This window comes from Micromonospora sp. RB23, assembly GCF_053585025.1.
Genome location: NZ_CM132111.1, coordinates 5,098,960 through 5,121,834, shown reverse-complemented (window position 1 = coordinate 5,121,834; position 22,875 = coordinate 5,098,960). Strand labels below are relative to the sequence as shown.

Genomic DNA, 22,875 nt, shown 5'->3' with positions numbered 1-22,875 from the left:
GTTGAGCCTCACCCTTTTACCCGCCGTGGACGTCGCCGACGGCCGGGCCGTCCGGCTCGTACAGGGCGCCGCCGGCAGCGAGAGTGTCTACGGTGACCCGCTGGACGCGGCGCTGGCGTGGCAGCGTGACGGCGCCGAGTGGATCCACCTGGTCGACCTGGACGCGGCGTTCGGTCGGGGCACCAATGCGCACCTGCTCGCCGAGGTGGTGCGCCAGTTGGACGTGCAGGTCGAGTTGTCGGGTGGCATCCGCGACGACGAGTCGCTGCGTGCGGCGCTCGGCACCGGGGCGGCCCGGGTGAACATCGGCACCGCCGCCCTGGAGAACCCCCAGTGGTGCGACCGGGTGGTCGGGGAGTACGGCGACCGGGTCGCGATCGGGCTGGACGTCCGTGGTCAGACGCTGTCCGCGCGGGGGTGGACCCGCGACGGCGGCGACCTGTACGAGGTGCTGGAGCGCCTGGACAAGGCGGGCGCCACGCGGTACGTGGTCACCGACATCACCAAGGACGGCACGATGCGCGGGCCGAACCTGGATCTGCTGCGTGAGGTGTGCGCGCGGACCGACCGGCCGGTGATCGCCTCGGGTGGCGTGTCCACCCTGGACGACCTGCGGGCGCTGGCCACGCTGGAGCCGCTGGGCGTCGAGGGCGTGATCGCCGGTAAGGCGTTGTACGCGGGCGCGTTCACGGTGGCCGAGGCGCTGCGCACCCTGGCCGAGGCGTGACCGTCACCCGGCTGGGGTCGGGCGGGCCGTGGGAGCAGAGCTACGGCTACTCCCGGGTGGTCCGGGCCGGGGTTCTGGCCCTCACGGCGGGCTGTACGGCCACCGTGGACGGTCAGGTGGTGCATGTCGGGGACGCTGCGGCGCAGACCGCGCAGGCGCTGCGGATCGGTCTGGCGGCGCTCGCCGAGGTGGGCGCGGAGCCGGGTGACGTGATCCGGACCCGGATGTACGTGACGGACCGGCTGCACGCCGACGAGGTGGGCCGGGCGCACAACGCGGTCTTCGGCGCGGTCCGGCCGGTGGCGACGCTGGTGGTGGTGGCCGGTCTGCTCGATCCGGACCACCTGGTCGAGGTGGAGTTGGAGGCGTACGTCGGCGACCGCTGACTCCGGCGGTGGCCGGCGTCACGGCCTCCTTCCACCCTGATCGGTTGTGCACAACTTAATTGCGGGCTACGGTTCAACGGTGACCGATGACCTGGTGCTGCGCCGGCAGGTGTGCTTCGCGCTCTACGCCGCGTCGCGCGCCCTCACCGACGTGTACCGGCCGATCCTCGACGAGGTCGGGCTCACCTACCCGCAGTACCTGGTGCTGCTGGTCCTCTGGGAACGCCCCGACGACCCGCCCGCGGTGTCCGAGCTGGGCGCCGAGCTGCGGCTCGACTCCGGCACGCTCTCCCCGCTGCTCAAGCGGCTGGAGAGTGCGGGCCTGGTGGTGCGCCGACGCTCGGCGCGCGACGAACGGCGGGTCGAGGTGGGCCTCACCGAGCAGGGTCGGGCGCTGCGGGAACGGCTCTGCGACGTCCCGCTGCGGATCGCGCAGGCCACCGGGCTGGGCATCGACGAGCTCGTCGCGCTGCGCGACACCCTCACCCGGGTCACCGAGACCATCCATCGACAGAAGGAGCAGTGACCACCATGAAGGTTCTCTACACCGCGTCCGCGACCGCCACCGGTGATGGCCGGGACGGCCACGTCGAGACCTCCGACGGCACCTTCGCCATGGACCTGGCGTCGCCGAAGGAGTTGGGTGGCGAGGGTGGCGGCGCCAACCCCGAGCAGCTCTTCGCCGCCGGCTACGCCGCCTGCTTCCACAGCGCCCTGCGCATCGTCGGCCGCCGCGCCAAGGCCGACGTGACCGGTTCCGTCGTCTCCGCCGAGGTCGGCATCGGCCCGAACGGCAGCGGTGGCTTCGGCCTCACCGCGCAGCTCGTCGTCGACCTGCCCGCCGTCGCCCGCGAGACCGCCGAGCAGCTCGTCGAGCAGGCCCACCAGGTCTGCCCGTACTCCAACGCCACCCGCGGCAACATCGACGTCGTGCTGACCGTCCGCGAGACCCTGGCCGCCTGACCGTCGCGGCCCCGGACCCCACCCGCGTACGAGAGGACGACCCCCCGATGACCAGCAACCGCGAGATCCACCTGGCCCGCCGCCCCGAGGGCTGGCCCACCGAGGACACCTTCCGACTCGTCGAGACCGACGTCCCGACGCCCGGACCGGGCCAGATCGTGGTCCGTAACCAGTACGTCTCCGTCGACCCCTACATGCGGGGACGGATGAACGACGTCAAGTCGTACGTGCCGCCGTTCGCGCTCGACGCCCCGCTGGACGGGGCCGCCGTCGGCGAGGTGGTCGCCAGCGAGTCACCCGACATCGCCGTGGGCGACACCGTGCTGCACGGGCTCGGCTGGCGGGAGTACGCGCTCCTCGACGCCGGCCGCGCGCGCACGGTTGACGCGAGCATCGCCCCGGCCAGCGCGTACCTGAGCGTGCTCGGCATGCCCGGACTGACCGCGTACGCCGGTCTGCTGGAGGTCGCCGCCATGCAGCCCGGCGAGACGGTCTTCGTCTCCGCCGCCGCCGGATCGGTCGGCAGCCTGGTGGGCCAGATCGCCAAGCTCAAGGGCGCCGGCCGGGTCATCGGCAGCGCCGGCTCGGCCGCCAAGGTCGAGCGGCTCCGGGCGCTCGGCTTCGACGCCGCGTTCGACTACCACGACGGCCCGGTCCGTGACTCGCTGCGCGCCTCCGCCCCGGACGGCGTCGACGTCTACTTCGACAACGTCGGCGGCGATCACCTGGAGGCGGCGATCTCGGCCATGAACCTGCACGGCCGGGTCGCCATCTGCGGCATGATCGCGCAGTACAACGCCACCGAGCCGCCGGCCGCGCCGCGCAACCTGGCGCTGGTCATCGGCAAGCGGCTCACCCTGCGCGGGTTCCTGGTCAACGACCACAACAACGTGCGCGCGACGTTCGTCCAGGACGTCGCCGGCTGGCTGCGCGAGGGCAAACTGTCCTACGACGAGACGGTCGTCGACGGCATCGAGAACGCCCCGGCGGCGTTCCTGGGCCTGCTGCGCGGCGAGAACCTGGGCAAGATGCTCGTCCGGGTGTGACACGCACGTGCGGCGCGGCGGTCGGCCCCCTCGGGTCGGCCGCCGTGCCGTACGCGGAGGATAGGCTGACGGCATGACGGTGGCGGTACGGGTGATCCCCTGTCTCGACGTGGACGCCGGGCGGGTGGTCAAGGGGGTCAACTTCCTCGACCTGCGCGACGCTGGCGACCCGGTGGAGCTGGCCGCCGCGTACGACCGGGCCGGCGCCGACGAGCTGACCTTCCTCGACGTCACCGCGTCGTCCAGCGACCGGGGCACCATGCTCGACGTGGTGCGCCGCACCGCCGAGTCGGTCTTCATCCCCTTGACCGTCGGGGGCGGGGTCCGGCAGGTCGGCGACGTCGACACGCTGCTGCGCGCCGGAGCGGACAAGGTAGGCGTGAACACCGCCGCCATCGCGCGGCCGGAGCTGATCGCCGAGATCGCCGACCGGTTCGGCCGGCAGGTGCTCGTGCTCTCCCTCGACGTACGCCGCGCGCCCACGGGCGACACGCCCAGCGGGTTCGAGGTCACCACCCACGGTGGCCGGCGCGGCACCGGCATCGACGCCGTGGGCTGGGCCCGGCAGGTAGCCGAGCTGGGCGCGGGGGAGATCCTGCTCAACTCGATGGACGCCGACGGCACGAAGGCGGGCTTCGACCTGGAACTGATCGGCGCAGTGCGGGCCGTGGTGGACGTGCCGGTCGTCGCCAGCGGCGGGGCCGGCGAGGTGGCGCACTTCCCGCCCGCGATCGGGGCCGGGGCCGACGCGGTCCTGGCGGCCAGCGTCTTCCACTTCGGCGAGCTGACGGTGGGCGAGGTCAAGGACGCGCTGCGCCGCAGCGGCCACCCGGTGCGCTAGCGGGCTCGTGCGGCCCGTCCCTGGTCGTGACCGCCGTGTCGATGTGCTGATGAGCGATATACCTCAGGGGCATAAATATGACTCCGAGGTATATCGGCTGCGACCGCATCCGCCCCCACGGCAGTGACCGAGGGTCAGCGCCGGCCCCCGCTCCAAGTCCTGCGTCGGACGTCAGTGGCCGCCGGAGTGGCCCTCGGGTGACCTGCGCGGGGTGGGGATCGAGCGGACCGCGTACTCCTGCACGGCCGCCGCGTGGTCGGCCTCCTCCAGGATCCAGTCGGCGTGACCCGGCGTGTGCCGGCGACTCAGCACTCCCTGCACCGTGTCCACCATGGTGGCGACGCCGGCCCGGGGGCGGCTGCGCCAGAGCTGCTCACCTTCGGCGGTGATGCGGAACCACCCGTCGGCGACGGTGACCAGGCCCGCGCCGACCAGCCGCTGGACCGCGGCCTCCACCTCGTGTCGCTCGGGAATCGCGTGGTTGAGATGGTCGGCGGTGGACAGCACGTCGGTCAGACGTACGCCCTCCGGCCGGCGGCTGGTCGCGGACCGTCGGTGCCGCCCGGCGCCGCTCGCGATGACCAACGACACGAAGATCCAGGCGTCGCTCCAGCGCCAACCGTTCTCCCCCATGCAGAGATGATGACGGCGAGCGACGCGGAAGGGAACACCCACCCTCCAACGAGCCCACTTCCACCAGCGCGGCGTGCCGGTCCGTGAACGGTCGGTGAACGCCTCACGCCGGCGCGGCCGGGGCGCGCGACGGATCACCGGCAGTGACCGTCGATTCGTCGGCAGCGTCGGCCTCGGCCGGGGGCACCGCGACGAGCGGGATGAAGAACTGCGCCAGCGGGCCGATGGCCAGGGCGTACGCGACGGTGCCCACGCCGACCGTGCCGCCGAGCAGCCAGCCCAGCGCGAGCACGGTGACCTCGATGACGGTACGTACCAGTCGCACCGAGAAACGGGGACGACGGGCGACGAAGCCGGTCATCAGCCCGTCGCGGGGGCCGGGACCCAGTCGGGCGCCGAGGTAGAGCGCGGTGGCGGCGCCGTTGGCGACGATTCCGGTGACCAACAGGGCGATGCGGACACCGAGAGGGCCACCGCCGGGCAGCAGGGCCAGGGTGGCGTCCACCACGAGGCCGACCACCAGCACGTTGCTGACGGTGCCGAGGCCGGGCCGCTGTCGCAGCGGGATCCACAGCAGCAGCACCAGAGCCCCGACACCGATGGTGACCGTGCCGAAGGAGAGCCCGGTCAGCTCGGACAGCCCCTGGTGGAAGACGTCCCAGGGGTCCAGGCCCAGGTCGGAGCGGACCATCAGGGCCATGCTGAGCCCGTAGAGGACGAGCCCGGCGTAGAGCTGGCTGAGCCGTCGTACCGGCCGCTCCCGCAGATTGCCAATCAGTGCCATGCATGCCACTCTAGGTGCCAATCCTCGCGGAGGAAGAAGCCAATATCGGGGGAGTGGTCGTGACCGGTCAGGTGCGAGGCGTCCAATTGGCGCGCCTGCTGGGGCAGTGGCACGCTCTGCCGGGCCGTCGTCGTAGCCCCGACTACGCCGCGCTCGCCGGCGCGGTACGCGGGCTGCTCGCCGACGCCCGGCTTCCTCTGGGCGTGCGACTGCCAGCGGAACGTGAGCTGGCCGAGGCGCTGCGGATCAGCCGTACCACGGTCACCGCCGCGTACCGGGAGCTGCGCGAGACCGGCCACCTGGCCAGCCGACGAGGTGCCGGCAGTTGGACGATGCTGCCGGGCAACCACCGGGTCGCCAGCACCGGCCTGTGGACGCCGTCGGACGACCGGGACATGATCGACCTCGGCGTCGCCGCGTTGGCGGCCCCGCCGCAACTGCTCACGGCCGCCCGCGCCGCCGTCGAGGATCTGCCCCGCTACCTGGGCGGCGCCGGTTACCACCCGACCGGCATCGGCGAGTTGCGCGAGGCGGTGGCCGCCGGCTACACCGCGCGCGGGCTGCCCACGTCGGCCGACCAGATCATGGTCACCAGCGGCACCCAGCACGCCCTGGACCTGGTGCTGCGCCTCGCCCTGGCCCCCGGCGGGAACGTGCTGGTCGAGTCACCGACCTACCCCAACGCCCTCGCCGCGCTGGCCGGCCGGCGGGCCCGGATCGCCACGCACGGGCTGTCCGCCGACGCCGGTGGCTGGGAGCCCGACCTGTTGCTGGGCAGCCTGCGGCAGACCCGGCCCAAGCTGGCGTACCTGATCCCGGAGTTCCAGAACCCGACCGGGCACCTGATGCCCGCGCCGTTGCGGGAGCGGGTGGTCGCCGCCGCCCACGCCGTGGGCACCGACCTCATCGTCGACGAGTCCTTCGTGGACCTCCCGCTCGACGGCGTCGAGATGCCGCCACCCACGGCCACGTTCGACCGGCACTCCCGGGTGGTCAGCATCGGGGGGATGAGCAAGCCGTACTGGGGTGGCCTGCGGATCGGCTGGATACGCGCCTCCGCGCCGCAGGTGCAGCGGCTGGCCGCCGTCCGGGTCGGCGTCGACATGTCCAGCCCCGTGCTCGACCAGTTGGTCGCGGTGCGCCTGCTCGCCGACGCGGCCGCCATCGTCGCCGACCGCCGGGCGCAGCTCGCGGCCCAACGCGACGCGTTGCTCGGCGCGTTGGCGCACCGGCTTCCGGACTGGCGGGTGACCGTGCCGCGCGGCGGCGTCACGCTCTGGGCCGAGCTGGACGGCCCGGTCTCCAGTGCGCTCGCCCGAGCCGCCGAGGAGGTGGGCGTGCGGCTCGCGCCCGGGCCCCGGTTCGGTCTGGACGGCACCCTGGAACGCTTCCTGCGGTTGCCGTTCACCCTGCCCGCGGCAGAGCTGGAGGAGGCCGTGGAGCGGATCGCCACGGTCCGTTACGACCTGGACCGCAGCGACCGGCAGCGGTGGCCGGAGCCGTCGGTCATCGCCTGAGAGGGCGCGGAAACGCCGGTGGCCCCGCACCCGGGCGGGTACGGGGCCACCGACGGTCCGTCGCTACAGCTCGGCGAGGGTGCCGGCGTACATCTTGTCGATCTCGGCGGCGAAGTTGCCCTCCACGCCCCGTCGCTTGATCTTCAGTGACGGGGTGATCTCGCCGTCCTCGATGGTCAGGTCACGCGGCAGGATGGCCACCTTCTTGATCGTCTCCCACCGGTTCAGCTTGGCGTTGAGCTGGGCGACGTACTCCTCGACCATCGCCTGCGCCTCCGGCGAGGCGACGATCTCGGTGTAGTCGCGGCCCTCCAGCGGGCCGCCGGCGACCCAGCCCCGGATGGCGTCCGGGTCGAGCGTGACGAGCATCGTGCAGAAGTTGCGGGACTGCCCGATCACGACCGCCTGCGAGGTGTACGGGCAGATCGCCTTGAACAGGCCCTCGATGTGCGACGGCGCGATGTACTTGCCGCCCGAGGTCTTGACCAGGTCCTTCTTGCGGTCGGTGATGCGCAGGTAGCCCTGCTCGTCGAGCGTGCCGATGTCGCCGGTGCGGAAGAAGCCGTCCTCGGTGAACGCGGCGGCCGTCTCCTCGGGCAGGTTGTGGTAGCCGCGCATGACCGGCCGCCCCCGAACCAGGATCTCGCCGTCGGTGTCGATCCGGCACTCCAGGTCGCCCATCGCCCGCCCGACCGTGCCGATGCGCAGCCCGTCCGGCGGGTTGACGAAGTTGCCGGCGCTGGTCTCGGTGAGGCCGTAGCCCTCCGAGATCGGCAGGTTGGCGGCGGCGAAGAAGGTGGCGATCTCCGGGCTCAGTGGCGCGGCGCCGGAGACCAGCACCCGCATCCGCCCGCCCAGGCGGGCCTGGAGCTTGCTGAACACCAGCTTCTCGGCCAGCCCGTACCGGAGCTTGAGCCCGGCCGGCACCGGCTTGCCGGCCTGCTCCAACGCGATCTTCTCCTTGCCGACCTGCACGCCCCAGGCGAAGATCTTCGCCTTTGCGCCGCCGGCGCCCTGCGCCGTGGTCACCGCCCGGTTGTAGACCTTCTCGAAGACCCGGGGAGCGCCGCACATCAGCGTCGGTCGGATCACCGCGAGCAGGTCGACCAGCTTCTCCACCCGCCCGTCCACGTAGGTCGGCAGGCCGACGTGGATCGCGCCGCACAGCAGCGTCTTGCCGAACGAGTGCGCCAGCGGCAGCCACAGGTACTGGAGGTCGTCGTCGCGCAGGAGCCCGACGTCGGCCTGCGCCACCGCCTCCCAGCACCACCCACCGTGCAACAGCTCGACACCCTTGGGCTGGCCGGTGGTGCCGGAGGTGTAGATCAGGGTGGCCAGGTGGTCGGGGCCGATGCCGGCCACGAGCATGTCGATCAGATCAGGCTCGGCGGCCAGCGCCTGCTTGCCCCGCTCTTCCAGCTCGGTGAGGGTGAGCTGGGGGATCGCGGCGTTCGGGTCGGGAGTGCCGTCGAAGAGCACCACGTGGGTCAGCGCCGGCAGATCGGCTCCGGCGATCTTGGCTGCCTGCGTCGGGTTCTCCGCGAAGAGGACCCGCGAGGCGGAGTCAGCGATGATGTACGTCGCGTCCGCCGGCTCGGTGGTCGGGTAGACGGTGGTGGTCGCCCCGCCGGCGCACATGATGCCGAGGTCGGCGACCACCCAGTCCAGCCGGGTGTTGGCGAGGATCGCGACCGGGTTCTCCTGGCCGACGCCGAGCGCGTGCAGGCCGGCGGCGACCGCCTTGGCGCGCTGGCCGACCTGCTCCCAGGTCAACCAGTCGGGCCCCGAGTCGTCAGGGGTCGGGGACGCGAACGCGTGCCGGTCGGGGGTGGCCGCCACGCGCTTGAGGAACATGTCCGGGATGGAACGGTACGGTACATCGAGAGCCATCGCTGTAGCCGCCTTCGGGGGTGGTGACGTGACGGTCGTCACGTCATAGTGGTTACCGAAGAGTATTGCCTGATACCGGGCATCGGCTAGTGCCGGTGATCGTCCGGCAGCCCTGCCGCGCCGACCGGCGTCCCGAATCAGGCGTAGCGGGCAGCCACGACCGACCAGTCGTAGGTGGCCCGAACCCAGTTGCGTCGCGCGGCCAACGGCGAGCGGAACCCCTCGGCGCCGCTGGCCAGCAATTCCTTCTCCGCCGCCTGGTACGCCGCCAACCCCCGGTTGAAGCGGTCCGCGGCCGCCCGTAAGGCGTCCGCCTCGTCGAGGCCACGCTCCTGGGCGATGACCGTCACCAGGTTGTGCGCGTCCGGGTCGGACCGGCTCTCCTTGCCGTACGAGAAGAGGTCGTTGCACCAGCACACCAGGTCCACCGCCAGCAGGTCCAGGGCGGTCAGCGCCGCGTCGGCGCGTCCGGCCGGCCCGAGTGGCTGCTCCGACGCGAGGTCGGTCAGGGTGAGACAGGGGTGCACCCCGCCGATGTGCCGACGCAGTTGGACGTACTCCGTCACCCCCGGCACCCGGCGGCGCTCCCGGTTGCTGGCCTCCCAGAGCAGCGCCAGCAGGTACTGGCGGACCTGGCTGACGAATCGCAGCAGCATCGGCGCACGGCCCTCGGCCCGGGTCCGGCGGCACAGGTCGTGCAGCGCGGCGCCCAGCGGGCCGGCCTCCGGTGGTGGTGGGGCATCCGGATCGCCGGCGTGGTCCAGCACGTTCAGCAGGGCGGCGATGACCGGCGCGAGCCGGCTCGGATCGGCCCCGAGGCCGTCCTCGTCGCAGGTGTCGTCCATGACGAAGAGCCAGGAGATGAGGTCGGTGAGGAGGCGCAGCCCCCGCACCGGCCCGTCCGGGCAGGCTCGGCCCGCCAGACCGGCGGCGTCCGCCCGTTGCAGTCGATGAATTTGACCGGAGTTGACCAGGCCGAAAGCGCGCGCCCACTCGACGCTTTCGGTGGCTACCCGATCCGTGGACTTGTGGCGCCCCGCCGTGAAGGAGGGTTCCCGTAGCGCCGAGATTGCGAAACTTCGCATCGTGTGCCCCCACATCGTGCCGCCCTGGCGCGGAACGGCGCGGTGAAGCGTACGGGAGGAGGTATCGGTACGCATCGTTGGGACTGAGGCATTCGTCCGACGTTGCTGTGACCGATTAAGCGCAGAAAGTCACATGCCCAGGCTGGCGTTGCGTAACTGGCGGGCCGACGACGCGGAGCCGTCGAGCTGTACCCGTGCGACCCGTTGCCGTCCGGAGAGGAACAGGGCCAACTCGGCCGGAGCGCCCACCACCCGTAGCCGTTCGCCGCCCCGGCCGACGGAGACCTCGCCGTACCCCGGCGCCTGGACGTAGAGGTCGGCCGGGAAACGCCGCAGCGTCAGCCGGGCCATCGGAGCGGCCCGCTTCCACAGCGTGGCCTGGAGGCCGCGCGGCAGCTCGCGCGGCTGCCAACCCGCGACCGCCCGCCGCACGTCCTCGTGGTGGATGAAGAACTCCATCGTGTTGACCAGCTCGTCGGTCAGCGGGTTGCTGATCGGGCTCCACACCGGCGGTCGGCGCACCCGCGCCACCAGCTCGGGGTAGGGCCCGGCGGCGAGCCGGCGGCGGACCCGTTCGGCGTACCCCCGCAGCGGCGCCAGCAGGATTCCGCCGGCGGCGTCCAGGCGGCGTTCGCGCAGCACGAGGTGCGCGGCGAGGTCGCGGGTCGCCCAGCCCTCGTTGATGGTCGGCGCGTCGGGCCCGAGGGCCAGCAGGAGATCGGCCAGCGCCTCGCGCTCGGCTCGGGCGTACCGCGACATGGGCCGATCGTAGGCCCGGACCTCCGCTGCCGCGCGCCGAGCGGTGCCGGGTCGTCGCGCCCGTCGCGGGCGTGCAGGACGTGATGGTCGACATATCCCGTCCGGGTCGGCGGTGCCGGTCCGCAACGGTAAGGATGAGGTAGATAATTGTGGCTTACGGCGGGGGAGAGCGTGGCGAGCAGGACAAGCCGGGACGTGCTCGGCAGAGGGCTGGGGGTTCTGCGGCAGGCGATCCGGGAGCAGCCACGGATCTTCGCGGTTGCCGTGGTCGGCAGCGTGCTGTTCGGCTCCATGGTCATCGTCAGCGCCTACGTGGTGGGCGCGGTGGTCGGCGACGTGGTGGTGCCGGCGATCGCGCGCGGCGAGGTCGGCGTCGGCGCGCTGACGCTGGCGGCGGTCGCCCTGTTCGGGATCAGCGTGCTGCGGGTGGTCGGCATCTTCGGCCGCCGACTCGGCGCCGGCTACATGCAGTACCGGCTCCAGGCCGCCTACCGCCGCCGGGTCACCCGCCGCTACCTGGACCTGCCGCTGTCCTGGCACCACCGCAACGCCACCGGCACGCTGCTGTCCAACGCCAACTCCGACGTGGAGGCGGCCTGGTATCCGATCGCCCCGCTGCCCTTCGCGGTGGGCACGCTGGTGATGCTGGTCGGCGCGATCATCTCGCTGTTCGCCACCGACTGGGCCCTGGCCCTGGTCGGTCTCGCGGTGTTCCCCGCGCTGTTCGCGCTCAACGTGGTCTACTCCCGCCGGATGGCGCCCCGCCAGGCCCGCGCGCAGCGGTTGCGCGCCGAGGTCAGCGGCATCGCCCACGAGAGCTTCGACGGCGCGCTGGTGGTCAAGACGATGGGCCGCGAGGCGCAGGAGACCGCCCGGTTCGCCGGCCGCGCCGGTGAGCTGCGCGACGCCCTCATCGCCGTCGGCCGGCTGCGGGGCGTCTTCGACCCGCTGCTGGAGACGCTGCCCAGCCTCGGCACCCTGGCCGTGCTCGTGGTCGGGGCGTTCCGGCTGCGCCAGGGCGCGATCAGCGTCACCGAGCTGGTCAGCGTCGCCTTCCTCTTCACCGTGCTGGCCTTCCCGGTGCGGGCCATCGGCTGGGTGCTGGCCGAGCTGCCGCGCAGCGTCGCCGGCTGGGACCGGGTGCGCCGGGTCCTCGACGCCACCGGCGAGATGCCGTACGGGCAGCGGACGCTCGACCCGGCCACCCCGGGCCCGGCCACGCTCACGTTCGCCGACGTGCACTTCTCCTACCCGCCGGCCGAGGCCCACCAGGTCGGCGCGCAGGTGCTCGGCGAGGTCGGTTTCACCGTCCCGGCCGGCCGCACGGTCGCCCTGGTCGGGCCCACGGGCGCCGGCAAGTCCACCATCGCCTCGCTGGCCGTACGCCTGGTCGACCCGGACTCGGGCACCGTCGCGCTGGACGGCGTGGACGTGCGCGACCTGACCGCCGCGTCGCTGGCCGGCACGGTCGCGCTCGTGGCGCAGGTGCCGTTCGTGTTCGACGACACCGTACGGGCCAACATCGCCCTGGACCGGCCGGGCATCGACGACGAGGCCGTGTGGGCGGCGCTGCGCCTGGCCGAGGCGGACGGGTTCGTCGCGGCGCTGCCCGACGGGCTGGACACGATGGTGGGCGAGCGGGGCACCTCGCTCTCCGGCGGTCAGCGGCAGCGGCTCACGCTGGCCCGCGCCCTCGCCGGACGGCCACGTCTGCTGGTGCTCGACGACGCGACGAGCGCCGTGGACCCCCGCGTGGAGGCGGCCATCCTCGCCGGCCTGCGTTCCTCGGCCGGTGAGCCGGGAGTTCCCGCCGCGTCGATCCTCGTCGTGGCGTACCGCCGGGCCACCATCGCCCTCGCCGACGAGGTCATCTACGTCGAGCAGGGCCGGGTGGTCGCGCGGGGCACGCACACCGAGCTGCTGGCCACCGTGCCCGGGTACGTGGACCTGGTCACCGCGTACGAGCAGGCGGAGGTCGACCGGGCGCAGGAGCGCGCGTACGACGACGAGGTGGCGCCGCTGCCGTCGGGCCTGGAGATCGAGGTGGACCATTGAGTACGACGGTGACGACGGTGACGACCGAGCAGCGGGACGAGCGGCCGGAGACGACCTGGCAGACGTTGCGGCGCGGGCTGGCCCTGTCGCCCGAGCTGCGGACCGGGCTGGCCGCCACCCTGGCCCTGGCGCTGGTCTACATGGTGGGCCGGGTGGCCGTTCCGGTGGCCGTGCAGCAGGGCATCGACCGGGGCATCGTCGGCGGTCTGCGGCTGGACGTCGTCTGGTCGGTGGTGGCGGTCACGGCGGCGATCCTCGTGGTCACCACCGCGTGCGGCTACCTGATGATGCGCCGGTTGTTCACGGTCAGCGAGACGGCGTTGGCGAACGTGCGGACGCGGGCGTTCCGGCACGTGCACGACCTGTCGATGCTGCACCAGCAGTCGGAGCGGCGCGGGTCGCTGGTCTCGCGGGTGACCAGCGACGTCGACCAGATCACCCAGTTCCTCCAGTGGGGCGGGGTGATCCTGCTGGTCAACCTGGGTCAGCTTGTGGTGACGACGGCCGTCATGCTGGCGTACTCCTGGCAGTTGACCCTGGTGGTGTTGGCCGCGTTCCTGCCGGCGGTGCTGGTCATCCGTCAGTTGCAACGCCGCCTCGGCGCGGCGTACGCGACGGTGCGCCAGCGCACCGGCGCGTTGCTGGGCGCGATCGGCGAGAGCGTCGTGGGCGCGCCGGTGATCCGGGCGTACGGCATCGCGGGGCGCACCGAGCGGCGGCTGGACGAGGCCATCGACGCGCAGCGCGTCGCCCAGCAGCGGGCGATCCGGATCAGCATCGTGGGCAGCTCGGTCGGTGAGTTGGCGGCGGGGTTGGCGCTGGCCGGCGTGGTGGTGCTCGGTGTGACGCTGGGCGTGGACGGCACGCTGTCGATCGGCCAGCTCACCGCGTTCCTGTTCCTGGTGACGCTGTTCATCCAGCCGGTGCAGATCGCCACCGAGGTGCTCAACGAGGCGCAGAACGCGATCGCGGGCTGGCGGCGGGTGCTGGACGTGCTGGACGTGGCCCCGGACGTCGCGGACCCCGGGGAGCAGGGCCGGGACCTGCCGATCGGTCCGTTGGACATCCGGTTCTCGGGGGTGCGGTTCGCCTACCCTGGCGGGCCGCCGGTGCTGCACGACATCGACCTGGAGATCCCGGCGAAGAGCCGGGTGGCGGTGGTCGGCGAGACGGGCAGCGGCAAGACGACCTTCGCGAAGCTGCTCACCCGACTGATGGATCCGTCGGCGGGGGCGGTGCTGCTGTCCGGGGTGCCGCTGGCGCAGGTGCGCTTCGACTCGCTGCGCTCTCGGGTGGTGATGGTGCCGCAGGACGGGTTCCTCTTCGACGCGACGGTGGGCGACAACGTGCGGTTCGCCCGGCCGGAGCTGACCGACGAGGAGTTGGGGGCCGCCTTCACGGAGTTGGGCCTGGCGGACTGGTTGGACGGTCTGCCCGCCGGCCTGGACACGCCGGTCGGCGAGCGTGGCGAGGCGTTGAGCGTCGGGGAGCGGCAGCTCGTCGCGCTGGCCCGGGCGTACGTGGCCGATCCGGATCTGCTGGTGCTGGACGAGGCGACCAGCGCGGTGGACCCGGCGACCGAGGTGCGGTTGCAGCGCACCCTGGACGCCGTCACACGGGGGCGGACGACCCTCGCCATCGCGCATCGGCTCTCCACCGCCCAGGCCGCCGACGAGGTCATCGTGGTGGACCGGGGGCGCATCGTGCAGCGTGGTCCGCACGACGAGTTGGTGCGCGACGCCGACTCGGTCTACGGGCTGCTGTACGCCTCCTGGTTGGAGCAGACCCGGTAACGGCTCGGTTTCCGCGGGCGTTGGCTGGTGGACGCGGTGGTGCTGGTGCTCTACGCTCCGGTTAGGTAAGGCTAACCTTTGAAGGAGGTTGCGCCATGCGGCCCAGCCCCGCCGAGATCGTCCGCACCCTCGTCGCCGGTCGCCTGCCCGGCCTCGTCCACCTGGCTCGCCGCCCGGGTCCGCACCACGCCCGGCACGTGACCGACCCCGAAGGCCGGGTGCTGCTGCTGGTGCCGGTGGCCAGCCACCTGGGCGCCGCGCTCCAGCCCGCCGCCGGGGGCGCCGACGTCGCGGTGGTCCTGGACGTCCTCGACCTGCCACCCGCCGCCGGCGCTCCCGGGCTCGGTCGGGCCTGGGTCTCCGGTTGGGCCGCCGAACTGCACGACGACGAGGCCCGCCGGGCCGCGGTCGACTTCGCCGCCGTCGAGCCGACCGGCGACCTGCTCGACGTGGGCGCCCGCTTCCGGCTGTTCCGCTTCGAGGTGGCCGAGGTCCGCTGGGAGCGGGCCGGCGTCGTGCACCGGATCGACCCGGGGGAGTACGCCGAGGCGGAGCCGGACCCGGTGCACCCCTTCGAAGCTCTGCTGCTCGCCGACTTCGCCCACCACGACCCCGCCGCCGTCACCGACTACCTCCGCCGGCAGCTCGGGCTGACCGAAGAGGCCCCGGACGGACCGCCGCGCGTGGTGCGTGTCGACCGCTACGGGCTGGTGGTCGCTCTCGGACGCCCCGGCGCACGACGGCGCGTCCGGCTGGCGTTCCCGTGCCCGCTCAGTGGTCCGGACGAGCTGGGCCGGCTGCTCCCGCCGCTGCGCCGCCCCGCGGACGCGCATCCGCCCCGCTAGATCGGCAGGGGCCCGGTCAGGTACCGCTGGACGCTGGGACCGATGGTGGCGACCAGGGTCTCCGGATCGGCCGACGCGACCGGCTCCAGCCGCACCACGTGCCGGATCATCGCGAGCCCGATGAGCTGGGTGGCGACCAGCGCGCCCCGCATCGGGACCTCGGCCGGGTCGACGTCGAGCTGGTCGAGCACCCGGCGCAGCACCTGCGTGGTGACGAACTCCCGCAGCAGTCGCGCCGTCCACTCGCTGCTCAGCACCGAGCGCACCAGCGCCACCCCCGCGCTGCCGGCCGGAGAGTCCCAGATGCCGACGAAGGTGCGTACCAGCCGTTCGCCGACGCCGTCCTGGTCACCCGCCAGCACGGCCGGCAGCAGTTCGGCGGGGTCCACGGGGAAGTTCATCGCGGCCCGGAAGAGCTGGTCCTTCGTGCCGAAGTAGTGGTGCACCAGCGCCGGATCCACCCCGGCGGTGGCGGCGATGGCGCGGATCGGGGCGGCGTCGAACCCCCGTTCGGCGAACGTCGCCCGCGCCGCGTCGAGGATCGCCTCCCGGGTGTCCGGGTTGCCGGGTCGTCGGCCCGTACGCCGCGTCATCGCCGCCCCTCGTTCGTCCGCTGACGCCGCCGGTCTCCCGGCGGCGCTTGGCGACCCGCCCCGCGCGGGCCGCCGCCGGCGGTCGGTCAGCCGGTGCGCCGACGCAGGGTCGCCGCCGCGAGCACCAGCGCCAACACCACCGCGCCGAACACCACGCCCACGTCCCGCCACATGGTCCCGGTCGGCTCGGCGTGGGCGCCGACCTCCTGCAACGCCTCGATGGCGTACGTCAGCGGCAGGGCGTCACTGAGCCCCTGGAGCCAGCCGGCCATCTCGTCCCGAGCCACGAACAGCCCACACAGCAGGAGCTGGGGGATCACCACGACCGGGAGGAACTGTACTGCCTGGAACTCGGTGCGGGCGAAGGCGCTGCACAGCAGGCCGAGGGAGACCCCGAGCACCGCGTCGAGCACCGCGATCCCGATCACCAGACCGCTGCTGCCGAGAGTCCGCAGATCGAAGACCCAGTACGCCAGACCGGCCGCCAACGCGGCCTGCACGGCGGCGGCCAGCCCGAACGCGATGCCGTACCCGAACAGCAGGTCGAGCTTGCCCAGCGGGGTGGTGAGCAGCCGTTCCAGGGTGCCGGACGTGCGCTCGCGCAGCATCGCGATGCTGGTCACCAGAAACATGATCACGAAGGGGAAGGTCCCCAGCATCACCAGCGCGACCCGGTCGAACACCGACGGCTGTCCCGGCAGGGTCGGCTTGTCGGCGTACATGTAGTAGACCAGCGTGAGCAGGACCGTCGGCACCACCACGAGCAGCGCGATCGTCCGCCGGTCGTGCCGGAGCTGGCGCAGGACGCGACCGATGGTGGCCGCCAGGATCCGCACGTTCATGAGGTCTCCTTGGTTCGCGACTGCGGGGCTCGCAGACCCGGCTCACTCCTCGCGCTCACGACGAGGCCTCCCGTCCGGCGGACGCCTTCGCCTCGCCGGCCCGGATCAGCCGCAGGAACGCCTCGTCGAGGTCGTCCACGCCGGCGGCGGCACGGATCGCGGCCGGACTGTCGTCGGCGATCAGCCGCCCCTCGCGGATCAGCAGCAGCCGGTCACAGCGGGCCGCCTCGTCCATCACGTGACTGGACACCAGCAGGGTGGTGCCGGCGGCGGCCATGGCGTGGAACCGGGCCCACAGGTCGGCCCGCAGCACCGGGTCCTGACCGACGGTCGGCTCGTCGAGGATGACCAGCTCCGGATCACCGACCAGGGCGCAGGCCAGCGAGGCCCGACTGCGCTGGCCGCCGGAGAGGGTGGCGACCAGTTGACCGGCCGCCCGGGCCAGCCCGACGGCGCTCACCGCCTCGTCGGCCTCGGCCCGACCACGCCCGTACAGGGCGGCGAAGTAGCGGGCGTTCTCCCGCACGGTCAGGTCGGCGTAGACGCTCGGCGCCTGCGTCAGGTAGCCCACCCGGTGTCGCAGCGCCGGGGCGCCCGCCGGCTGGCCCAGCACGGTCACCGTGCCTGAGGTCACCACCTGCACGCCGACCACCGCGCGCATGAACGTGGTCTTGCCGCTGCCGCTGGGCCCCAGCAGGCCGGTGACGGCGCCCCGCGGAACGGCGCAGGTGATGCCGTCCAGCACCCGCCGTCCGCCCCGATCGACCACCAGGTCGTGGACGCCTATCGCGTCGTCCATCGCGTACCTCCCAAGAAACTCATCATTCGTTGAATTCCACGCTAGAGGGGATTGTGCGGCCCGCGCAACGGCCGGCCTGTCCGCTCGTGCCCGCCCTCGCGCCCACCGCTACAACGGGCAGTAGGCTTCGGACCGGACAGCAGGTCCGGCAACGGGCATTGCGCGCCGATCGGGCGTACGGCACGATGGCGCCGTGGGTCACGCTCCGTTACCGCACAGCGGATTTCTCGAGGACTGGGCCGCGCGGTTGCGGGACGCCGCCGAACGACCGGTCGTCGGCATCCTGCTGCGCGGCAGTCACGCCCGGCGGGCAGCCACCGCGCACAGCGACGTCGACCTCGACGTGCTGGTCGGTGGCTCGCCGTACGCCGCCCGTCGCGCGTACCTGGCCGAGACCGCCGGCCGGGTCACCCACGTCTCGGTGGCGGCGCGCGACGTCCGCTCCTGGGTGCACCGGCTCGGCGAACCGGCCGACTGGGCGTTCGGACTGCCGGTGACCGCGCCGGCCCGGCTGCTCTGGGCGGACCCGCACTGGCGGCCCCGGATCGACCTGCCGGTGCTCTGCCAACCCGCCGAGCCACCCCGGTTGGAGGAGCTGATCGCCCTGCTCGGCAAGGCCGCCGCCGCCCGGGCCGCCGCCGACCGTCTCGGGGTCCGGCTCGCCGTGGCGGACCTGGCCCGCCTCTGCCCGTCGGTGCTGCGCCCGGCGAACCCGTCGGTGCGGGTGTCGTCCCGACGCGCGGCGTTCGCGGCGGCCCTGGAGCTGCCCGTCGCCCCGGTCGGCTACCGCGACGACATGCTCCTCTGCCTCGGCCTGCGTCCGGGCGCCACCGCGCAGCTCTGGGCCGCCGCCGTGCGGCTGGTCGCCGGCACCCTGCCGTTGATCCGCCCGTACGCCGGGGAGATCGCCGACTCCTCCGGCGCCGACCTGGCCGACGCTCTGGTCGACGGCCGCCTCGACCGTTACGTGGCCCAGCTCGCGCGGCCCGTGGGTCACCGGCCGAACCCTCGGCGGGAGCCGTCGCCGGTGCCCACGCCACGTGCGGGACAATGGGAAACTGTGCCCGTACCTGACGCGCCGGTGACCGGCGTCCCCAGCGAACCGAGTGGCCCGGTGGCCTCGGCGCCGGTCCGTCCGTCCCGGCTCGACCCGGCCATCGCGGCCCGGCTGCGCCGCACCGCCGACGGCCTGGTCGCCGCCGTCGTACGCGCGCACGACTCCGGTGAGGTGCTGATGGTCGCCTGGATGGACGACGAGGCGTTGCACCGCACCCTCACCACCGGGCGGGCCACCTACTGGTCGCGCAGCCGCCGCGAGTACTGGGTCAAGGGCGCCACCTCCGGGCACCACCAGTACGTGCGCTCGGTCGCCCTGGACTGTGACGGCGACGCGCTGCTGGTCAGCGTCGACCAGGTCGGCGCGGCCTGCCACACGGGGCACCGGACGTGCTTCTTCACCGAGCTGCCGGTGACCGCGCCGGAGGCACCGTGACCACCGTGGGCACGATCCCGCGCGACCTCGCCGCCGCTAACGAGAGGCGGGTCGGCGCATGACCGACGGCGCGGTGAGTCCCGACCTGGCCACCTTCACCGACCTGGCCGCCCGCTGGCGCGTCGTGCCGGTCACCCGACGCCTGCTGGCCGACGCCGAGACTCCGGTGGGGGTCTACCGCAAGCTCGCCGGCGGGCCCGGCACGTTCCTGCTCGAATCGGCCGAGCAGGGGGTCGGCTCGGCGGGCATGGCCTGGTCGCGGTACTCGTTCATCGGCGTACGGAGCAGCGCGACCCTCGTCGAGCGGAACGGCGCGGCGACCTGGCTCGGGCAGCCCCCGGCCGGGCTGCCCACCGACGGTGACCCGGTGCGGGTGCTGCGGGACACCGTCGCGGCGCTCGCCGGCCCGCCCCAGGGTCCGGGCGACGGCCTGCCGCCGCTGACCGGGGGCATGGTCGGCTACCTCGGCTACGACCTCGTCCGTCGCTTCGAACGGCTGCCCGAGCTGACCGAGTCCGACCTCGGCGTGCCGGAGCTGGGCATGATGCTCGCGACCGACCTGGTGGTGCTCGACCACTACGACGGCTCCGCGATCCTGGTCGCCAACGCGGTGCTGCCACCGCTGGACGCCCCGGGCCGCGACGCGCACGTCACCGCCGCGTACCACCACGCGGTGGGCCGCCTCGACGCGATGACCACCGCGCTGTCCCGACCCATCCCGCCGATGATCTCGACGGTCGCGCGTCCGCCGGCCGGCGAGGTCGTCTGTCGTACCCCCGAGGGGGGCTACGTCAAGGCCGTGGAGGCGGCCAAGGAGGCGATCCGGGCCGGCGAGTGCTTCCAGATCGTGCTGTCCCAGCGGTTCGAGCGGACCACGCACGCCGACCCGCTGGACGTCTACCGGGTGCTGCGCACCAGCAACCCCAGCCCGTACATGTACCTGCTGCGCTTCGACGGGTTCGACATCGTCGGCTCGTCGCCGGAGGCGCACCTGAAGGTCACCGCCGGGGCGGACGGGCGGCGGCGGGCGCTGCTGCACCCGATCGCCGGAACCCGGCCGCGCGGCGGCACCCCGGCCGCCGACGCGGGCCTCGCCGCCGAGCTGCTCGCCGACCCCAAGGAGCGTGCCGAGCACGTCATGCTCGTCGACCTGGGCCGCAACGACCTGGGCCGGGTCTGCGAGCCGGGGAGCGTCCAGGTGCCCGAGTTCGCGACCATCGAGCGGTACAGCCACGTGATGCACATCGTCTCCACCGTGACCGGCACGCTCCGTGACGACCGTTCCGCGTTCGACGCGCTCGCCGCGACCTTTCCGGCCGGGACGCTCTCCGGCGCGCCGAAGGTGCGCGCCATGGAGATCATCGAGGAGTTGGAACCGGTCCGCCGAGGCGTCTACGGAGGCACGGTCGGCTACTTCGGCTTCGGGGGTGACCTGGACATGGCGATCGCCATCCGGACCGCGCTGATCCGTGACGGCCGCGCCTACGTGCAGGCCGGCGCCGGGGTGGTCGCCGACTCGGATCCGGCCGCCGAGGAGCAGGAGACCCGCGACAAGGCCGCCGCCGTGCTGGCCGCGATCGCCGCCGCCGAAACGCTCCGGGCGGCCCGATGACCAGCCACGACCGGCCGGAGCCGAGCCGGCAGCCCACGACGGGCCGGCGCGAGCTGACGTACGCGATGCTGCTCTGTCTTGCCGGCGCGGGCCTGGCGCTGTGGATGGCGACCCGGGGCTGGTCGGTCGAGGTGACCGCGCGGCCGGCGCCGCTGCCGCCGGTGCGTGCGACCCGCAGCGGGGCGGCCCTGCTGCCGTGGCTGCCGGCGCTGGCCGTGGTGGCGTTGGCCGGCGGTGGCGCGGTGCTGGCCACCCGGGGGCGGGTACGGCGGCTGTTGGGTGTGCTGCTCGGCGTGCTGGGTCTGGCGGTGTCGGCCGGTGCCGGTTACGGACTGGTCGCCGACCTCGGTGGTGTGGTGAGCCGGCAGTGGCCGGCGCTCTGCCTGGTCGGCGGTCTGCTCGTCGCCGTGGGCGGCGGGTGGACGGCGCTGCGGGGCGGCGGGTGGCCGGCGATGGGCGCCCGGTACGAGCGGCCGGCGCGGACCGTCACGGAGAGTAGGTCGACGACGGCTGCCGCTCCGGGCCCGATGGCCGGTCGGCGGACCACGGAGGCGTGGGACGCGTTGGACCGGGGCGAGGACCCGACGGCCGGCTGATCAGCCGACCGGCTGAGGGTCCCGTTCCCGGGCGACCGGCTGACGATCCCGCTGCGGGCGGGTGGCGGTGGTGCGGGCGGCGGTCAGCTCGGCCACCAGGCGGTCCAGTTCGGCGCGTCGGTCGGCGCGGGCCCGGTCGGCGCAGACCGCCTCCCAGGCGTTACCGCGTGCCGTGCGTACCCGGCCCTCGCCGACGACGGCACGCTCCAGGGTGTGCACCACCCCGACGGCGAGCGACGCCATGGTCCGCGAGATGGTGGTCAGTCCGATGCTGGTGTTCGACTCGGCAGTATTCATGGCTCACTCCGCACGAGGAGTCGACGACGGTGGGGCAGGCGCGTCATCGAGTCTGCCCGAGGACGATGCTCACCGGCCGACGTTTCGGCCGGGTGACCGCCCCGTCAACTGTCCCGCCACGCCCACGACCTGGGAGGGGCCGTTCGGCCTTGAGCTTGCTCACAACATCGACTGCTGTCGCTGTCGCCGGGCGGCGATCCGGAGTGGGTGGCATGATCGATGGGTCGGCCCGGTTCAACCGGAGCCGCCGGGCTCTCATCGCGTGACGGTGATCGATACCGGAGGTGGCGCAGCGTGACATCCCCTTCACGGCAAGTCGGCCATTATGCCGCAGGCCTTTTCGTGAGCAGCGCCATACCCCCGGCTCCCGGCCTCGGTCGGGTGCCCCTAGCATCGGCCCATGACACCCGGAGAGGGGAGTCCGTTGGTGACTGCTGAGCATGCGCACGCGGAGGGGGACGAAGCCGGTCAGGCGGCGTCCGTAAGCGTGCTCGACGAGATTCTGGCCGGCGTGCGCGAGGACGTCGCCCGTCGCCAGGAGCAGGTTCCGTTGGAACGGATCCGTGAACTGGCCGCGGCGGCGCCGCCGCCGCTGGACGCGTACGCCGCGCTGCGCAAGCCCGGTGTGGCGGTCATCGCCGAGGTCAAGCGCTCCTCGCCGTCGAAGGGCCGGCTGGCCGAGATCGCCGATCCGGCCGACCTCGCCGTCGACTACGCGGCGGGTGGCGCGCGGGCCATCAGCGTGCTGACCGAGGGACGCTGGTTCGGCGGTTCGCTGGACGACCTGGCCGCCGTCCGGGCCGCGGTCACCGTGCCGGTGCTGCGCAAGGACTTCGTGGTCTCCAGCTACCAGGTGCACGAGGCGCGTGCGCACGGCGCCGACCTGGTCCTGCTGATCGTGGCCGCCCTCGAGCAGAACGTGCTGATGGGCCTGCTGGAGCGGATCGAGTCGCTGGGCATGACCGCGCTCGTCGAGGTCCACGACGAGGAGGAGGCCGACCGGGCCCTGGAGGCCGGTGCGCAGGTGATCGGGGTCAACGCCCGTGACCTGCGTACCCTTCAGGTGGACCGGTCGGTGTTCGAGCGGATCGCGCCGGGCCTGCCGAGCAGCGTCGTCAAGATCGCCGAGTCGGGCGTCCGCGGGCCGCACGACCTGATCCGGTACGCCTCCGCCGGCGCCGACGCGGTCCTGGTCGGCGAGGGCCTGGTGACCCAGAAGAGTCCACGCGAGGCGGTGGCCGAGTTGGTCAACGCCGGCAACCACCCGGCGACGCCCCGGCCGGTGCGCTGACCGCGCCGGGGTGACGCCCCACCGAGAGG

General features: G+C 73.2%; 23 protein-coding genes and 1 pseudogene. 15 read left to right on the top strand and 9 right to left on the bottom strand.

What is annotated here, in order from left to right; genetic code table 11:
- Window position 1: 1 nt before the first annotated feature.
- The 6 genes from priA (at window position 2) to hisF (ending at window position 3,963) form a co-directional block, all read left to right on the top strand.
- A complete protein-coding gene (priA, locus tag ACTFTM_RS23185; RefSeq protein ID WP_449562580.1) occupies window positions 2-727 on the top strand; it encodes a bifunctional 1-(5-phosphoribosyl)-5-((5-phosphoribosylamino)methylideneamino)imidazole-4-carboxamide isomerase/phosphoribosylanthranilate isomerase PriA in 726 nt (241 codons plus the stop codon).
- Window positions 724-1,113 (top strand): RidA family protein, encoded by a 390-nt coding sequence (locus ACTFTM_RS23180; protein WP_449562579.1) that lies wholly within the window; start codon window positions 724-726, stop codon window positions 1,111-1,113. Before priA ends, ACTFTM_RS23180 begins: the two co-directional genes overlap by 4 nt.
- Before the next feature lie 79 nt (window positions 1,114-1,192).
- Entirely contained in the window at window positions 1,193-1,639 is a 447-nt protein-coding gene (locus ACTFTM_RS23175; RefSeq protein ID WP_449562578.1) for a MarR family winged helix-turn-helix transcriptional regulator, read from the top strand.
- Between the two features lie 5 nt (window positions 1,640-1,644).
- A complete protein-coding gene (locus tag ACTFTM_RS23170) occupies window positions 1,645-2,076 on the top strand; it encodes an organic hydroperoxide resistance protein (RefSeq protein WP_449562577.1) in 432 nt (143 codons plus the stop codon).
- 47 nt (window positions 2,077-2,123) lie between these two features.
- Window positions 2,124-3,122 carry an NADP-dependent oxidoreductase gene (locus tag ACTFTM_RS23165; protein ID WP_449562576.1) on the top strand — a complete coding sequence of 333 codons (999 nt, stop codon included), beginning with the start codon at window positions 2,124-2,126 and terminating at the stop codon, window positions 3,120-3,122.
- 73 nt (window positions 3,123-3,195) lie between these two features.
- A complete protein-coding gene (hisF, locus tag ACTFTM_RS23160) occupies window positions 3,196-3,963 on the top strand; it encodes an imidazole glycerol phosphate synthase subunit HisF (RefSeq protein WP_449562575.1) in 768 nt (255 codons plus the stop codon).
- Between the two features lie 171 nt (window positions 3,964-4,134).
- On the opposite strand, the gene ACTFTM_RS23155 is transcribed toward hisF, so the two are convergent.
- Window positions 4,135-4,596, bottom strand: coding sequence for a hypothetical protein (locus tag ACTFTM_RS23155; protein WP_449562574.1), 462 nt, complete (start codon window positions 4,594-4,596; stop codon window positions 4,135-4,137).
- 103 nt (window positions 4,597-4,699) lie between these two features.
- On the bottom strand, window positions 4,700-5,380 hold the full coding sequence (gene yczE, locus ACTFTM_RS23150; protein WP_449562573.1) for a membrane protein YczE: 681 nt from the start codon (window positions 5,378-5,380) through the stop codon (window positions 4,700-4,702).
- A 59-nt stretch (window positions 5,381-5,439) separates the two neighbouring features.
- Between yczE and yczR the strand changes: the two genes are divergently transcribed.
- Window positions 5,440-6,897 carry a MocR-like transcription factor YczR gene (gene yczR, locus ACTFTM_RS23145; protein WP_449562572.1) on the top strand — a complete coding sequence of 486 codons (1,458 nt, stop codon included), beginning with the start codon at window positions 5,440-5,442 and terminating at the stop codon, window positions 6,895-6,897.
- Window positions 6,898-6,960: 63 nt separating this feature from the next.
- Here yczR and ACTFTM_RS23140 read toward each other — a convergent pair whose 3' ends face one another.
- The 3 genes from ACTFTM_RS23140 to ACTFTM_RS23130 form a co-directional block, all read right to left on the bottom strand.
- On the bottom strand, window positions 6,961-8,787 hold the full coding sequence (locus ACTFTM_RS23140) for an AMP-dependent synthetase/ligase (protein WP_449562571.1): 1,827 nt from the start codon (window positions 8,785-8,787) through the stop codon (window positions 6,961-6,963).
- 137 nt (window positions 8,788-8,924) lie between these two features.
- A complete protein-coding gene (locus ACTFTM_RS23135) occupies window positions 8,925-9,872 on the bottom strand; it encodes a terpene synthase family protein (RefSeq protein ID WP_449562570.1) in 948 nt (315 codons plus the stop codon).
- Between the two features lie 129 nt (window positions 9,873-10,001).
- Window positions 10,002-10,631 carry a TIGR03085 family metal-binding protein gene (locus tag ACTFTM_RS23130; RefSeq protein WP_449562569.1) on the bottom strand — a complete coding sequence of 210 codons (630 nt, stop codon included), beginning with the start codon at window positions 10,629-10,631 and terminating at the stop codon, window positions 10,002-10,004.
- Window positions 10,632-10,802: 171 nt separating this feature from the next.
- Between ACTFTM_RS23130 and ACTFTM_RS23125 the strand changes: the two genes are divergently transcribed.
- From ACTFTM_RS23125 to ACTFTM_RS23115, 3 genes are all read left to right on the top strand, one after another.
- The gene (locus ACTFTM_RS23125; RefSeq protein ID WP_449562568.1) at window positions 10,803-12,686 is read left to right on the top strand and encodes an ABC transporter ATP-binding protein; all 1,884 of its coding nucleotides are present in this window, start codon (window positions 10,803-10,805) and stop codon (window positions 12,684-12,686) included.
- A 17-nt stretch (window positions 12,687-12,703) separates the two neighbouring features.
- On the top strand, window positions 12,704-14,479 hold the full coding sequence (locus ACTFTM_RS23120; protein WP_449566705.1) for an ABC transporter ATP-binding protein: 1,776 nt from the start codon (window positions 12,704-12,706) through the stop codon (window positions 14,477-14,479).
- 95 nt (window positions 14,480-14,574) lie between these two features.
- The gene (locus ACTFTM_RS23115) at window positions 14,575-15,324 is read left to right on the top strand and encodes a DUF2470 domain-containing protein (RefSeq protein ID WP_449562567.1); all 750 of its coding nucleotides are present in this window, start codon (window positions 14,575-14,577) and stop codon (window positions 15,322-15,324) included.
- On the opposite strand, the gene ACTFTM_RS23110 is transcribed toward ACTFTM_RS23115, so the two are convergent.
- The 3 genes from ACTFTM_RS23110 to ACTFTM_RS23100 form a co-directional block, all read right to left on the bottom strand.
- Window positions 15,321-15,917 (bottom strand): TetR/AcrR family transcriptional regulator, encoded by a 597-nt coding sequence (locus ACTFTM_RS23110; RefSeq protein WP_449562566.1) that lies wholly within the window; start codon window positions 15,915-15,917, stop codon window positions 15,321-15,323. The two genes, ACTFTM_RS23115 and ACTFTM_RS23110, sit on opposite strands and share 4 nt — an antisense overlap.
- A gap of 86 nt (window positions 15,918-16,003) precedes the next feature.
- A complete protein-coding gene (locus tag ACTFTM_RS23105; RefSeq protein WP_449562565.1) occupies window positions 16,004-16,759 on the bottom strand; it encodes an ABC transporter permease in 756 nt (251 codons plus the stop codon).
- A gap of 55 nt (window positions 16,760-16,814) precedes the next feature.
- Window positions 16,815-17,558 (bottom strand): ABC transporter ATP-binding protein, encoded by a 744-nt coding sequence (locus ACTFTM_RS23100; RefSeq protein WP_449562564.1) that lies wholly within the window; start codon window positions 17,556-17,558, stop codon window positions 16,815-16,817.
- Window positions 17,559-17,751: 193 nt separating this feature from the next.
- Here ACTFTM_RS23100 and ACTFTM_RS23095 point away from each other — a divergent pair.
- The 4 genes and pseudogenes from ACTFTM_RS23095 to ACTFTM_RS23080 form a co-directional block, all read left to right on the top strand.
- Window positions 17,752-18,438 (top strand): annotated as a pseudogene (locus tag ACTFTM_RS23095) (phosphoribosyl-AMP cyclohydrolase); the annotation flags it as partial.
- Between the two features lie 180 nt (window positions 18,439-18,618).
- Window positions 18,619-19,050 (top strand): phosphoribosyl-AMP cyclohydrolase, encoded by a 432-nt coding sequence (gene hisI, locus ACTFTM_RS23090; RefSeq protein WP_449566704.1) that lies wholly within the window; start codon window positions 18,619-18,621, stop codon window positions 19,048-19,050.
- 58 nt (window positions 19,051-19,108) lie between these two features.
- Window positions 19,109-20,662: an anthranilate synthase component I gene (locus ACTFTM_RS23085; protein ID WP_449562563.1), complete on the top strand. Its 1,554-nt coding sequence runs from the start codon at window positions 19,109-19,111 to the stop codon at window positions 20,660-20,662.
- The gene (locus ACTFTM_RS23080) at window positions 20,659-21,258 is read left to right on the top strand and encodes a Trp biosynthesis-associated membrane protein (RefSeq protein WP_449562562.1); all 600 of its coding nucleotides are present in this window, start codon (window positions 20,659-20,661) and stop codon (window positions 21,256-21,258) included. The genes ACTFTM_RS23085 and ACTFTM_RS23080 overlap by 4 nt, the downstream gene beginning before the upstream one ends.
- Here the strand turns inward: ACTFTM_RS23080 and ACTFTM_RS23075 are convergent, their stop codons facing one another.
- Window positions 21,259-21,555: a hypothetical protein gene (locus tag ACTFTM_RS23075; RefSeq protein WP_449562561.1), complete on the bottom strand. Its 297-nt coding sequence runs from the start codon at window positions 21,553-21,555 to the stop codon at window positions 21,259-21,261.
- A gap of 487 nt (window positions 21,556-22,042) precedes the next feature.
- Between ACTFTM_RS23075 and trpC the strand changes: the two genes are divergently transcribed.
- The gene (gene trpC / locus ACTFTM_RS23070; protein WP_039906616.1) at window positions 22,043-22,846 is read left to right on the top strand and encodes an indole-3-glycerol phosphate synthase TrpC; all 804 of its coding nucleotides are present in this window, start codon (window positions 22,043-22,045) and stop codon (window positions 22,844-22,846) included.
- Window positions 22,847-22,875 lie beyond the last annotated feature (29 nt).